We start from the raw sequence: 14,492 nt of genomic DNA, 5'->3' as shown, positions 1-14,492 counted from the left end.
CAGTCACTCATTGCATTTCCCCTTATCAAGAAAAAGTAAAACAAAAAAGCGTTAAGCCATATTTTGTTGACTTAACGCATCTATATATTGTTTTTTTATTCGAGTACAGGGCAACATACCGAGCCAAAACGACCCGCTAGCTCAGTCGGTAGAGCATCTGACTTTTAATCAGAGGGTCAGGCGTTCGAATCGCCTGCGGGTCACCATTTCATTGCGGGTGTAGTTCAATGGTAGAACTTCAGCCTTCCAAGCTGACTACGTGGGTTCGATTCCCATCACCCGCTCCATTGAAAAATAACTTACGATTATTCGTAAGTTTTTATTATATATAAATTTAATTCTATAAAATTTATTTTAAATATTCATCTGGATATTTTATCCATTCTAAAGCATTTTTCTAAAGCATTTTCATATATATTTATTAACTGGCATATCTTTAATTGAAAATATGTTTTTATCTACATTACAATCTTTTTTATATTTGATACATTTTCAACATTATCCATGCCAAATAATTTATACTTAGCTACATTATGAAATAATGCTAACAAAGAAACAATATCTTTGTTAGCATTTTCTTTTTGCGCAAATTTTAAAGCCGGTTCTAAAACTCTATTTACATGATCCATTTAATGTCTATAATTATCTTCATTTAATAATTTGCTTACTTGCATTTTTTCTATCATTGTTTGATTACTGTAAAACTGTTTTTATTCCATGGTCAAAGCAATATATAAATATCTATTAACTGATATTTCATATTTTTGAAATTAAATATAATCTTGTTTATATCTTATCATAAGTTTTTATATATTAATTATCTTTTAATTCGATAAAACAATATTGATTACCATTTGTTTTAATTAACTTTAATAAATCATCAAAAGCTAATATTAATGATTTAGTATTTATGTTAGGATGAACTGCAACTTTGTCAATTAACTTTAAATCATTATCAATTACTACTGTTACTAATTTTTGTTGATCATTAATTATTCCTAATGGACTAACAGCTCCAGAATATACACCTAAATATGTTTTCAATTCTTGTTCACTTGCAAAAGTTAACCTTCTTGATTGTAAGCTTTTTTGCAATCTTTTTAAATTTAACTTCTTATCATTTTTTAATAATACCAAATAATAATTGTTTCGTTTATCATCACATAAAAATAAATTTTTAATAATCATTTGTTGATCAATCTGATCGATTATATTAGCTTGATTTAAGCTATAAACTGGTAAATGTTCGATAATAGTATAATTAATTTTTAATCTGTCTAAATATGCCAATACATCCATAAATTTAACCTCTATTAGATATTACCATTATTCCACTAGTTGTCAATATTCCAGCCAGGTCAATTTAGGCAATTTTACATACTGATTTAAAAGGTGACTAGCCATCACCAGCAAATCCCGCTGCCGATCAATATTTTGATATAAAGTTAATAACTTTTGTTTAGTATTTAAATCATTGCAATCCTCATTGAGCGCCAAATGCATAAATTCACTTGGAAATAATAATCTAGCATATAAATAAATTAATTCATCAATGGTTAGTGAAGCTGATTTTATATAATCATCTAATTGTTCAATAGTAATAATTCCTTTTTGATAACTGCTGCTTAAATCTTTTAAGCGCGAAGCAAAAACTAGATTATTGGGATTACATAAATCTTCATAACAATCATTAAAACAAAAATGCTCCACTCCCATCATCAAACTATCTTCATTGATTAAATTTAGTATTCTTATTGCACTTTCACCAAGGGCCTGATAATAATAAAACAAGATGATAAAATGTTCAAAATGACTTAATCTTGAAGCATAATTTCCTAGTTTACCTTTAGCTTGATCTAAAATCATACACCAGCTTTGTTTAATTTTAGTTATTTCAACAGTTTTATTTACTGGCTGTAATGATAAATTAATAAAATTATTTAATTTGTAATCTTCAATTTGATAAGTATATAATACATGTTGCATAGATATAGGATGATTGAAGCAGTTATTAACAACCTGAAATCCTTTTAAACCCAAAATTTGCAGATAAAAAGGATAATAGCTAGCAAAACTACTCACTCGATTAAAATAATATAAACGTCCCTGATATTTAAAATATTCGCTTTCCTGGTCTAAATAAATTTGATAAAAGCGTTGCAAAATTTCTAATTTTGATACCAATTAGGCACCTCTCCTTCAATTACTTCAATTATTAAAGGATAATCATATTCTTGACTAAATTCTTGATTGTAAAAAGGAAATAAAACTAATAAATTAATTTTAACCACAATCTTTAACGAAACCATGACATGATTGACCCCATAACTTTGAATATCTTTTTCAATTGAACTAGTAATGGCACTAATCGTTTGATAACGAAGATTAATACTAGGACCAACATAAGCTAAAAAAGGATTATTTGTAAGTAATCCTAATTTAACTGAAGCAATTACTCCTTTATCATCACTTATTTGTTGTAATTTGTTTTGATAAAACGAATCATCTGTTTTTTGATAAGTACCTGCTTCAATGGCATAAAATATTTCTTCAAGCTGATTTACCAGCATGGCACCAATGCTAGAGGCATAGTTAGTATTGAAATTAATTGAAGCAATTTCATCATTATTACGATTAATTTGAATTAAATCATCATGTTTTAATTCTACTGGAAATGGTGTATTATTAATTACCATTTGACAAAAACGATTTACTTCTTTAGTAGCGATACTTTGTAATGCCGGTGTTATATTTAAACAAATTAACTGAATTAAAATTGCTATAATAATTATTATTAGAATTACGAAATATCGCTTTTTCATTTAATCACCAATATATTATATTTACTCAACTTATAAATTATGCTTAGAGTTGATCAACTTATTAATTTGAATGATGACACTTGGCAAGGTTGCCAAAATAAAAATCAACGCCAATTGTTTTAACGACAGTTCACTAATTGAAAATACGCTATGAAAATTCGGTGATATCAATATCCAAAGCAGTAATAAAAAACCTGCCAAAAAAGCTGCAATACTAAAATAATTCAACGGCAATTTAATTAGTGGTAAATCACTTCGACAGTTAAAACCATGACATAATCTAGCTAAACAAAGAGTTCCAAAAGCCATCGATGAAGCAGTAAGTTCATTGACTCTTAACCCCATAAAATAAGCCAGCATCGTAAAGATACTAATAATAATTCCTTCAAAAATAATTTGCGTCACTGTTTTTAGATTTAACAGCGATTCATTTACATTTCGTGGTCTTTGTTGTAATATTTCGTCATTCCCTTTTTCCATACCAATAGCAATTGCCGGAAGAGAATCAGTAATTAAATTAATAAACAATAAATGAACTGGTAAAAATGGTGTTGGTAAAATGAAAAAAGAAGTAATTAAAACACAGATAATCGCTGATAAATTACCTGATAATAAATAAATGATTGCATTTTTAATATTAGTATAAACGATTCGCCCGGTCATGATGGCTTTAACAATAGTGGCAAAATTATCATCAGTAAGAATCATACTAGCACCATCTTTAGCCACTTCACTACCCGTGATTCCCATCGCTACGCCTACATCACTTTGTTTTAAAGCCGGAGCATCATTGACGCCGTCACCCGTCATCGCTACCACTGCTCCATTTTTTTGCCATGCTTTAACAATTCTAATCTTATGTTCAGGAGCTACTCTGGCATAAACTGATATTTGCGGCAAATAAGTATACAATTGATAATCAGACATGCGATCTAACTGTTTTCCTTCCAAACAGCGATCGCCGGGTTTAAAAATACCAATTGTATTGGCAATACTGCAGGCAGTAGTAGCATGATCGCCGGTGATCATAATTGGCTTAATTCCGGCTTTTATGCATTCTTTGACGGCTGGCAATGTTTCCAGTCTTGGAGGATCAATCAAGGAAACTAAACCAATAAAAACTAGATCATATTCATCACTTAATGTAAGAGTATTTCGATAAAATTTTTTATAGGCAAAAGCTAAAACCCGTTTCCCCTGACTAGCAAATATTTCGTTTTTTTGTAGAATTCTTTTTTTATCCTGCTTCGTTAATAACTCTTTATAGCCATCATTTAAAAAAGTCTTACAACGATTAAGCAGTACTTCTGGTGCTCCTTTAGTATATAAATGATTATTTGACGTTACACTCATCAATTTACGTGATGAGTCAAAGGGCAATTCTAATATTCGTTTAGTTTGTAAAGCAAATTGATGAGTAAAACAATAATCCTGATAAATTTGTAATAAAGCAATCTCAGTAGGATCACCGATACTATCATCGTTAGAAACAGTAGCATTATTACACAAAGCAAACGATTTTAATAAGACTTGATGATTATACTTGCGATGATCCAGCTGATCAATTTGATATTCTTGATTGCAAGTATAAATATCAACCGCAGTCATTTTATTTTGGGTCAAAGTTCCGGTTTTATCACAACAAATAACCGATACACAGCCTAAACTTTCAACTGCATTTAAATCTTTGATGATAGCATTTTCTTTAACCATCTTCTGGGTTGAAATTGATAAAACAATTGTTACAATTGACCCCAGTGCTTCTGGAATAGCAGCCACAGCTAAAGCTACCGCAACCATCAAAGCATCTAAAAGCTGTTCTTTAGCAAAAAAGATATCCATTATTAATACTATGATACAAATCAAAATAATGCCAATCGATAATCTGATTGAAAACTCATCTAATGATTTTTGTAGCGGTGTTAAACGCTGTTTGGCCTCATTTAACATTGTTGCAATTTTACCCATTTGAGTTTCCATACCAACCGCTGTTACTATATAACTGCCAGTTCCATGACTTACTAAACTGCCTGAAAAAACCATATTATTCATATCGCCAATTGTACATTTATGATTAATTGGCAATAACTGTTTTTCAACACTTACTGATTCTCCCGTCAAAGCACTTTCGTTAATTTGTAAATTATTAGCCTCTTTTAAGCGACCATCGCCAGCAACAATATCTCCAGCTTCAATTAATACTAAATCACCAACGGTAAGTTCATCGGCTGATATTTCCATTTTTTTATTAGAACGAATAACTTTTACTTTAGGAATTGATAGTTCTTTTAAACTATCAAGCGACCTGCGAGCTTTAATTGTTTGAACCGTTCCTAAAACTGCATTTAAAGTTACTACAGCGATAATTACCAAGGTGCTTTCTAATTCACCTGTAAAAGCTGAAATCAAAGCTGCAACAATTAAAATAATTACTAAGATATCTTTAAACTGATTAAAAAAAACAACAACAATTCCTGGTTCTTTTTGGGCAATTATCTCATTTTTCCCATATTTTTCAATTCTAGTTTCAATTTCATCTTGATCAAGCCCTTGATTCGATACATTTAATTCATATTGGATTTGATTAATTGTCTTTTGATAAGTTTCCATCGTGCCCTCCTTATCTACACTATATATAAATCCAAATAAAAAAAATGTTAAAATTTAACTATCGTTTAAATAATTAAATTTCAACATTCTAAATTATTTCTTTTTAATAAACGAACGAATCATTTTAATAAAAATATCTCCAGAAATAAAATAAGCAAAAATAGTAGCAAAAACAATATTGGCAATCCATAGTTTCATATCACCTGACCAGGCTAGAAGCATAGAAATAATAAAAACAACAATTGTTAGCGTAGTTAATCGCTTATTAATCTTTAAACGACAATAATGCCGATTTAAATCAATAAGCCGATATCCAGCTAAAAATAAATTTGCAATCAAAGTCGAAATAACCGCTGCCTGAACGCCAATTAAATTAATACATGCAACATTAATTACAATATTAATAATAGCTGCTGCTGTTGTTGTTATCGCCATATTCTTAGCACTTTTTACAGCTACATAAATACTACCAAAAAACTGCGAAAAGCAATAAAAATACATTGCTAAAATTAAAGTAGGTGTATACATAAAGGCAATCTGTAAAGATTCATTTTGACACAAAACCATAAAAATAAATGGTGATACAGCTAATAACAAAACTGTTCCGGCTGATACAATACAATAAAGCATTTTAAACATCCGATTATAATAGATAGCACTATCAGGATCGTTAACACTTCTAGTTGCTGAATCAGTCCAGGCTAGATTAAATGCCGGATACAAAATGGTAACAATAGAAGGTATTTTATTAGCTAAAGCATATACCCCATTAGAACTTGCTCCTAAAAAGATATTAATGATCCAGCGATCTGATAACTGGTTAATATACCAAGATACTTGATTAGGAATAAATGGTAAAGCATAATTTAACATTTTGATTGCATATTCAGCTTCAATATATTTAAAACTAAAATATTTAAAGATATTACATACACATAGAACATATAAAAAACCAATTACATCAGCAGCAATCAAAGCAATTAAAACTCCAATATAACCTGTCTTTAAATATAATAAACATATCGCTACAATAATAAAATTAACAACCACAACTAATGCCGCTAAAATCGAATACTCTTTATATTTAGAAAAAGCCCGAAGGACAAACCTTGAAGTAGTTGCAATAATTTCAATCCATATATATCCAATAATGAAGAACTTTAAACTGCCTTCAAACATATCAATAGGAACGAACCAGCAAACTATCCCCGCAATTAACATCATCAAGAAAATAATTAAATAACCATTAGTAATTGTCTGTTTTTGCTCCTTTAAAGACTTTGCATCAACTAAAAATCTAAATAATGCCTGTTCTAATTGTAATGTACATAATGGGACAATAAAACTTAAAATTGTAGAAGTAACTAAATCAATTTGTCCATATTGCCCTGCTGTTGTACTCCCATTAATTATTGGTGTTGTAAGTAAATTAATGATTCTTGGTAAAAATGTACCAACTGCCATAATTAATGTATTCTTGATTAAACTCTTTTCTCTTGACATAATTCCACCCTACTTTTTATTTACCTTAGTTAAAAATAACTATATTTAATATTATATCAAAATCAATCATATTTTTCATTAATAATTACATCAATTGGTAAATCAAAAGGTTCTACTGGTAAACAATCAACCATTTGAAAACTAAAAGCCAGTCCAATCGTTGTCTGGTTATAGTTTTTTAAATAGCGATCATAATAACCGCCACCATACCCTAAACGATTATTATTTTTATCATAACCAACTAGTGGAACAATCATTAAATCAATTTGATCATTTAAAACAAGTTTTTTATTGTCAGGCTCTAGAATACCCATACGATTAGCCTTCAATTCTTGCAAAGAATCAATTAAATAAAAATTCATTTCCTTACCTTCAATTTTAGGAACACAGATATTCTTTTTCCCCAGCATCTCAGTAATTAAAGCAATAGTATCAACTTCCTGATTAAAAGAAACATAAATACCAATTGTTTTAGCCTTAATAAAAGCAGGATTTGACTTTAATTTATTGATAATAAAATTAGATTTAGCAGTATATGTAATACTGTCTAAATCTAATCGTGCTTTGATCATTTGTTTTCTAAGCTCTGCTTTATCCAATTCCCTGGTCTCCAAAATCCAGTTTAATCAGACGGTTTAATTCAACAGCATATTCCATTGGTAATTCGCGAGAGAATGGTTCAATAAAGCCCATTATGATCATATCCATAGCTTGCTCTTTCGTTAAACCGCGGCTCATTAAATAAAATAGTTGTTCTTCAGAAATTTTAGAAACAGTTGCTTCATGTTCAATGATCGAATCATTATTTTTCATCCAGTTAACCGGAACTGTATCACTAGTTGAAAGTTCATCTAAAATCAATGTATCGCATTCAACTTTACTTTTTGAATTATAAGCATTTTTACCATGTTGTACCATACCGCGGTAATTTACTTTACCGCCATTACGCGATACTGATTTAGAAACAATACTGCTTGATGTATTTGGTGCTAAATGAATCATCTTAGAACCAGAATCCATGATTTGATTTTCTCTAGCTACTGCAATCGTAATACAAGAACCTTTAGCTCCTTCTTCCATCAAAACACAAGTAGGGTATTTCATCGTAATTGCACTACCAATATTACCATCGACTCACTCCATTGATCCATTTTTATAAACTTTAGCTCTTTGAGTTACTAAGTTTAAAATATTATCAGACCAGTTTTGAATTGTCGTATAACGACACTTAGCCCCTTCACCAACAATAATTTCAACAACTCCAGCATGCAATGAATCTTTAGAGTAACTTGGTGCTGTACACCCTTCTACATAATGAATATCTGCACCTTTATCAACAATAATCAATGTCCTTTCAAATTGAGCCATTCGCTCAGCATTAATACGAAAATATGACTGCAACGGTTTATCTAGCTTAACTCCTGGTGGTACATAAATAAATGATCCGCCAGACCAGACTGCTCCATTTAAAGCAGAAAATTTGTTATCATTATAAGGGATTACTGTATCAAAATATTTTTTAAATATTTCTGGATATTCTCTAAGCCCGCTATCGATATCTAAGAAAATTACTCCTTTTTCACGAACTTCTTTTAACATATTATGATAAACGACTTCCGATTCATATTGAGTACTAACCCCTGATAAAAATTTTTGTTCAGCTTCAGGAATACCTAATTTTTGAAAAGTGTCTTTAATTGTTTCCGGTACTTCTTCCCAATTATTAGTTTGTTTATCACTAGGACGAATATAATATGTATATTCATCAAAATTAACCCGACTTAAATCAACACCCCAAGTTGGCATTGGTTTTTCCAAAAAACACCGATATGATTTCAAACGGTATTCAAGCATCCATTCTGGTTCCCCTTTAATTTGGGAAATCTCTCTAATAATATCTTCATTTAAACCTTTTGGTGTTTTAAAGACCGAAACATCACCATCATTAAATCCATAAGCATACTCTTGATCAGGAATTTCTTTTTTTATATCATCCATATAATTCCTCCTATTCTTTATCGATGATCTGTTTAATACCAGTCCATCCTAAAGTTGCACATTTAATTCGATTTGCCTGGCGATGAGTATTCATAAAAGCAATTGCTTCTTCAAGAATCTCGGGATCATAATCTTTTTCATAAATCATGTTATAATAATTTTCAATGATTTCATTAGCTTCTTCAATTGTTTTTCCGATTAAAAGTTCTGTCATGATTGAAGTACTGGCAGTACAGATAGCACAAGCTTCACCATCAAAACGAATATCTTTAATTACCCCATCTTCTATTAATGCCTGAACATCAATATTATCAATGCAAGTTTCAGAATCCATGTTTACACTACAATAATTTTTATCTTCTACCAAACCATGATTACGTGGATTTTCATAGTGATCCATAATAATCTCACGCATCATCATACTATCCAAAGAAGGCATCTAAAAAATCATCTCCTTTCTTACATACTTCAATAAACTGATCAATTTCTTCAGTTGTGTTATAAAAATAAAATGATACTCGTAAAGTCTGACTAACATCCAAAAATTCATCAAGGATCTTAGCGCAATGCTGTCCTGCTCTTACGGCAATACCATAAGTGTTAAATAATGAAGCAGCATCTTGAGAAAAAACCCCTTTAATATTGAAAGCAATTGCTCCTTGACCATCTGGATTATAGATTTCTAAATTTTCTAATTTTTTCATCTTTTCAATCGCATAACGACGTAACTTTAATTCTTGTTCATGAATATTAACCATGCCAATTTCTAGTAAATATTCAATTGCTGCTCCTAGCCCAATTACTCCTTCAATATTAGGTGTTCCCGCTTCAAATTTAGTCGGCGCATTTTTTAGTTTTACTGAACCACAACTATTATAACGAGAATTGCTGCCACCACCTAATCTTGTTGGATTAGTTTCCTGCAATAAATCGTATTTTCCATATAAAATTCCAACTCCAGTTGGCCCACACATTTTATGACCAGAAAAAGCTAGAAAATCAACATCTAAATCTTTGACATCGACTTTTTGATGGGGAATACTTTGAGCTCCATCAACACAAACAACAATACCATGACGATGAGCTATTTTACAAATCTCCTTAACTGGACTATCAAATCCTAAAACATTAGTAACTTGAGCAATAGCAATGATCTTAGTTTTATCGCTAATTGCTTTTTCTACATTTTCAACAGTTAATCTTCCTTTATCATCTAGATCAATATATTTAACGTTACAGCCAAGTTCATTACATAATTCAAACCAAGGTAAAGTATTTGATGCATGTTCAGCAACAGTTATTAAAATTTCATCTCCTGCTTGTAAATGGCTGGCTCCATAACCAAAAGCAACTAGATTTAAACTATCAGTAGAGCCGTATGTATAAACTACTTCTTTACGATTACAATTAATTAGTTTAGCAACTAAATCACGTGTATATTCAAATTTAGTATCAACATCATGAGATAAGTCATAATCACCTCGATGAGCATTACCTGAATAATTAGTTAAATAATCACATACTGCATCAATTACACACTGCGGTTTTAGTGTAGTTGCCCCATTATCAAAATATATTAGTGGTTTTCCATGCATCTTAGTTCCATTAAGCATTGGGAAATCACAACGAATTTTTTTTACATCGAGCATTAAAAAGCCACCTTCTCTTTTAAAATTTGATTAAACTTTTCTTTTAATTCATCATTTTCAATATATTCTAAAACTGGAATGAAGTAACCATAAGTCACTAAATGCAACGAAGCATCACGGCTTAATCCTCTAGATTGTAAATAATAGAGATGATTTTCATCTATTTTACCAACACTAGCACCATGACTGGCTTTTACGTCGTATTCATCAATGTATAAATACGGATTAGCTTTAGCATTGCACTTTTCATCAAAAACAATGATCTTATTTGCTTGATGACTATTAGATTGATGATTACCTTTTTTAATTGTTCCAATTCCATCAATGACTAAACTTGCATTATCTTTAACCACACCATAATTATCCATTATTCCAATGGTATAAGGTGCTAGGTGGGTTATTGATAAGGTAAGATGTTTTTTTTCTGTTTTTTTAGCAAGTGAAGCTAATCTTAAAGCAACATTTGCATCATTTTCTTGTAATTTATAATCAATATTCATTTCAATGTCACTATTTGATAACTCTACATAAGCTACTTTCACATGTGCATTTCTTGCAACATTGATTTCTTCTAATAAATTAGCTTTACAGTTTTCCATACTTTGATTATCACTATAACGCAATATCTCAGCATTTCTAGCAACATCAATTTTTTTATTCAATGTACTTGCTGCTTTAATATCATAAAATTCTATCAGTTCTAATTTTCCATTTAATTCTAAATTAAACTGATATTCACCATCTTGATCAATTAGATAGATAATTTGTAATGATGTTGCTTGATTTACAACGACATTATTGCCATTGATTAAAATATCTTCATTACAAATTTGGTTTTCAATTGTGCCATTATGAAATACTAAATAATTATTTACAGTTGAAATTTTTTCCATTATTTAGATTTAATTCTTTCATTATTGGCACAACTTTCAAGTAAAATTGGCTGTTTTTCTTCTTCGCCTGCAATTGTTACTCCTAATTTTTTTACCCATTCATATCCTTCTTGATCAATTTTTTCAATAACTTCTTTACCACCACTTAAAATAACTTTTCCATCAACGATTACATGAACATGGCTTGGTGGTACTAATTCAAATAAACGTTCATAATGTGATACCATCACACATCCAAAATTTTCGTTTTTCATATCATTGATAGCTTTTCCTACAATTCTTAAAGCATCAATATCTAATCCCGAATCAATTTCATCTAATAAAGCAAATTTAGGTTGTAACAGTTTCATTTGTAATATTTCATTACGCTTTTTTTCTCCACCAGAGAAACCTTCGTTCAAATAACGATGAGCTAAATTTTCATTCATTTTTAACTCATCTATATTTTTATCTAACATTCTAATAAACTTGAATAATGAAACTGGTTTTTCTTGATGCGCATTAACTGCTGCTCTTAAAAAATCTGATGTTTTAACACCAGGAATTTCCTGAGGATATTGCATTCCTAAAAATAATCCAGCTCGACTACGCTCATCAACGCTCATTTTTAATACATCCTGATCATCTAAATAAATGCTTCCTTTGGTGACCTTATATTTAGGATGCCCCATGATTGTTGATAAAAGGGTTGACTTCCCATTTCCATTTGGTCCCATAATAGCATGAATCTCACCAGTATTGATAACTAAATCAATTCCTTTTAATATTTCTTTTTCATCTATACTTACATGTAAATTTTCTATTTTTAAAATTGACATACTTTAGCCCCTTTCTATCTTCATTAATTCTACTAGATTCATTGATAAAAAACAAATAAAATGATAAATATTAACAATAAAATATTATACTCATTTCTAAAATAGAAATCTAATTCAATTTATATTATAACCAAAATGTGGTATATTTATATTAAACGGGGGTGTGAAAATGGAATTTCTTAAAGAATTATTTAAAATAATTTCTTCAAAAAAAATCACCCATACTTTATTGAATTTAATGATTGTATTAGTAATCATCCTTCTATTTATGTCAACTAATGATTTATGGTATGGTGTTTTATCAACAATTTGGCTAGTTACTAAACCTTTTATAATAGGTTTTGCTTTTGCCTATGTTTTAAATCCATTAATTAATTATATTGAAAAATACGTGGTAAAACGAGGAATCGCAGTTTTAATGGTTTATTTAGCAGCTTTTGCGATCTTAACTTTATTAATTTCACTGGCTATTCCATTAATTTCTAAAAGTATCACAGAATTATTCCCAGCTTTTTATTCGGGGCTTCATGAAATTGGTGGTTTTGTGAAGAAGAATTTCAATTATGATATTTCTTCATTAACTATCTATATTGAAAATAGTGTCACTAAATTTTTTAATGGTTCTGCGGTTTTAGATACAACAATCGATGTTTTAAATCAAGCATTGATCAATACTAGTAATTTTTTGATCTATACGATCTTAGCAATCTACATGTCTGGTAATTTCAATAATATTCGTAATTATATTAAAAATATTGTTACTAAGCTTGATGCTCGTTTACCAATATATCTAAGAGAAATTGATCTTTCTTTAAATCAATACGTCAAGGCCTTCTTTATTGGAGCAATCGCTCAAGGGCTTACAACTATGGTAATGTATGTACTTGTTGGTCAACCTAACTGGCTGATTTTAGGCTGTATTTCCGGAGTTAGTTCTATTATTCCGTATGTTGGTCCAATTGCAGCAAACTGTTTAGGATTGATTACTTGTTTAGGAATGGGAACTTCAACAATTGTCTTTCTTTGCTTTTTGATTTTTATTCAGTCAATTGTGACCTCATATATTATTACTCCTAAAATCTATTCTTCAAAAATCGATTTAGGTATCATGTGGGTATTATTTGGTATCTTATCAGGATCGTCTTTATTTGGTATTTGGGGAATGCTTATTGCCATGCCGCTTTTAGTAACTATCAAAGTTGCTATTCAAGTTTACAAAGATCGTTATCATAAAAAATATCTTATTTAAAATGATGCTAATAAAGCATCGTTTTTATTTGAAATTCAAATAAAATTATATTATAGTAGCTGTGGGTGATATTATGGACAAAGTTAATAATGAGATTTCAAAAAAAATCAAGCGAATTTTTCCGCCGTATTTTAAAGAAGAATTATTTAATTGTATTACACATGGTGTAATGTCGTTTGTTACATTACTTTTGATACCGGTTTGTGCTGTTTATAGTTATATTAAAGGCGGAGTTATCCAGTCTTTTGGCGTAAGTGTGTTTATGATTTGTATATTTTTAATGTTTTTAGTATCAACATTATATCATGCAATGAAACATGATAGTCCACATAAGCAGGTTTTTAGAATTTTAGATCATATATTTATTTACTTTGCGATTGCCGGAAGTTATACACCTGCTGCTCTTTGTTTAATTAAAGGCTATCAAGGTATCATTATTTTAATCATTCAATGGGTAATGGTTCTTGTCGGAATTTTGTATAAATCAATTTCAATTAAAAGTCTGCCAAAACTATCTTTAACAATCTATTTAGTCATGGGCTGGACCGTTGTTTTATTTTTACCTTCATTAATTAAAAATTCTTCTACTACTTTTATTTTATTAATTGCAAGTGGCGGGATTTTATATTCGATTGGTGCTTTTTTCTACGCTAATAAAAAAATCCCATATAATCACGTTATATGGCATATTTTCATTTCTCTGGCATCTATTCTCCATTTTGTAGCTATTGTATTTTATATATAAAATGAACTTACGAATTAACTAAAAAGTTAATTCGTATAGTTCAATTAGCACATATTACAAATAATAACTAATAAAATAAATAATACTAGTACTAATGTAAAAGAATTATCTTGGCATGCCATTTTACTCGCCTCCTTTTTAAATACAATAGATTCCGATAATAACTAAAATAATAAATAATACATATACATGCACATCATGACAT

Annotated in this window: 14 protein-coding genes, 2 tRNA genes and 1 pseudogene; 4 read left to right on the top strand and 13 right to left on the bottom strand. The window is 29.8% G+C overall.

Annotated elements, in window-relative coordinates; all coding sequences use genetic code 11:
* Nucleotides 1-130: 130 nt before the first annotated feature.
* Together J7M77_RS14685 and J7M77_RS14680 are read left to right on the top strand one after the other, a co-directional pair.
* Nucleotides 131-206 (top strand) — tRNA-Lys (locus J7M77_RS14685).
* A 7-nt stretch (nucleotides 207-213) separates the two neighbouring features.
* Nucleotides 214-287, top strand: a tRNA-Gly gene (locus J7M77_RS14680).
* Nucleotides 288-458: 171 nt separating this feature from the next.
* Here the strand turns inward: J7M77_RS14680 and J7M77_RS14675 are convergent.
* From J7M77_RS14675 to sufC, 12 genes and pseudogenes are all read right to left on the bottom strand, one after another.
* Nucleotides 459-629 carry a hypothetical protein gene (locus tag J7M77_RS14675; RefSeq protein WP_296879915.1) on the bottom strand — a complete coding sequence of 57 codons (171 nt, stop codon included), beginning with the start codon at nucleotides 627-629 and terminating at the stop codon, nucleotides 459-461.
* 184 nt (nucleotides 630-813) lie between these two features.
* Nucleotides 814-1,299 (bottom strand): prolyl-tRNA synthetase associated domain-containing protein, encoded by a 486-nt coding sequence (locus J7M77_RS14670; RefSeq protein ID WP_296879913.1) that lies wholly within the window; start codon nucleotides 1,297-1,299, stop codon nucleotides 814-816.
* 42 nt (nucleotides 1,300-1,341) lie between these two features.
* The gene (locus J7M77_RS14665; protein WP_296879911.1) at nucleotides 1,342-2,184 is read right to left on the bottom strand and encodes a hypothetical protein; all 843 of its coding nucleotides are present in this window, start codon (nucleotides 2,182-2,184) and stop codon (nucleotides 1,342-1,344) included.
* A complete protein-coding gene (locus tag J7M77_RS14660; RefSeq protein ID WP_296879909.1) occupies nucleotides 2,169-2,822 on the bottom strand; it encodes a sporulation protein YunB in 654 nt (217 codons plus the stop codon). The genes J7M77_RS14665 and J7M77_RS14660 overlap by 16 nt, the downstream gene beginning before the upstream one ends.
* Before the next feature lie 30 nt (nucleotides 2,823-2,852).
* Nucleotides 2,853-5,432 carry a cation-translocating P-type ATPase gene (locus J7M77_RS14655; RefSeq protein WP_296879907.1) on the bottom strand — a complete coding sequence of 860 codons (2,580 nt, stop codon included), beginning with the start codon at nucleotides 5,430-5,432 and terminating at the stop codon, nucleotides 2,853-2,855.
* Nucleotides 5,433-5,525: 93 nt separating this feature from the next.
* The gene (locus tag J7M77_RS14650) at nucleotides 5,526-6,935 is read right to left on the bottom strand and encodes an oligosaccharide flippase family protein (protein ID WP_296879905.1); all 1,410 of its coding nucleotides are present in this window, start codon (nucleotides 6,933-6,935) and stop codon (nucleotides 5,526-5,528) included.
* 62 nt (nucleotides 6,936-6,997) lie between these two features.
* Nucleotides 6,998-7,534: a 5-formyltetrahydrofolate cyclo-ligase gene (locus J7M77_RS14645; protein ID WP_296879903.1), complete on the bottom strand. Its 537-nt coding sequence runs from the start codon at nucleotides 7,532-7,534 to the stop codon at nucleotides 6,998-7,000.
* Nucleotides 7,527-8,933, bottom strand: a pseudogene (sufB, locus tag J7M77_RS14640) (Fe-S cluster assembly protein SufB). Before sufB ends, J7M77_RS14645 begins: the two are co-directional and overlap by 8 nt.
* A gap of 10 nt (nucleotides 8,934-8,943) precedes the next feature.
* Complete coding sequence (gene sufU / locus J7M77_RS14635) at nucleotides 8,944-9,372, bottom strand: Fe-S cluster assembly sulfur transfer protein SufU (protein WP_296879892.1); 429 nt, start codon at nucleotides 9,370-9,372, stop codon at nucleotides 8,944-8,946.
* Nucleotides 9,356-10,582 carry a SufS family cysteine desulfurase gene (locus J7M77_RS14630; protein ID WP_296879890.1) on the bottom strand — a complete coding sequence of 409 codons (1,227 nt, stop codon included), beginning with the start codon at nucleotides 10,580-10,582 and terminating at the stop codon, nucleotides 9,356-9,358. Before J7M77_RS14630 ends, sufU begins: the two co-directional genes overlap by 17 nt.
* Nucleotides 10,582-11,475, bottom strand: a complete 894-nt coding sequence (locus tag J7M77_RS14625; protein WP_296879888.1) for a SufD family Fe-S cluster assembly protein — start codon at nucleotides 11,473-11,475, stop codon at nucleotides 10,582-10,584. The genes J7M77_RS14630 and J7M77_RS14625 overlap by 1 nt, the downstream gene beginning before the upstream one ends.
* The gene (sufC, locus tag J7M77_RS14620) at nucleotides 11,475-12,293 is read right to left on the bottom strand and encodes a Fe-S cluster assembly ATPase SufC (protein ID WP_296879886.1); all 819 of its coding nucleotides are present in this window, start codon (nucleotides 12,291-12,293) and stop codon (nucleotides 11,475-11,477) included. The genes J7M77_RS14625 and sufC overlap by 1 nt, the downstream gene beginning before the upstream one ends.
* A 169-nt stretch (nucleotides 12,294-12,462) precedes the next feature.
* Here sufC and J7M77_RS14615 point away from each other — a divergent pair, with 169 nt between their 5' ends.
* Nucleotides 12,463-13,542, top strand: coding sequence for an AI-2E family transporter (locus tag J7M77_RS14615; RefSeq protein WP_296879884.1), 1,080 nt, complete (start codon nucleotides 12,463-12,465; stop codon nucleotides 13,540-13,542).
* Nucleotides 13,543-13,615: 73 nt separating this feature from the next.
* Nucleotides 13,616-14,287, top strand: a complete 672-nt coding sequence (locus J7M77_RS14610; RefSeq protein ID WP_296879882.1) for a hemolysin III family protein — start codon at nucleotides 13,616-13,618, stop codon at nucleotides 14,285-14,287.
* 44 nt (nucleotides 14,288-14,331) lie between these two features.
* Here the strand turns inward: J7M77_RS14610 and J7M77_RS16940 are convergent, their stop codons facing one another.
* Complete coding sequence (locus tag J7M77_RS16940) at nucleotides 14,332-14,409, bottom strand: YjcZ family sporulation protein (protein ID WP_081721172.1); 78 nt, start codon at nucleotides 14,407-14,409, stop codon at nucleotides 14,332-14,334.
* Nucleotides 14,410-14,492 lie beyond the last annotated feature (83 nt).

Origin of the sequence: Thomasclavelia sp., from assembly GCF_017889095.1 — a bacterium.
Classification (GTDB): domain Bacteria; phylum Bacillota_I; class Bacilli_A; order Erysipelotrichales; family Coprobacillaceae; genus Thomasclavelia.
Note: the sequence above shows the minus strand (reverse complement) of the source record. Positions and strands in the feature narration are given on the sequence as shown.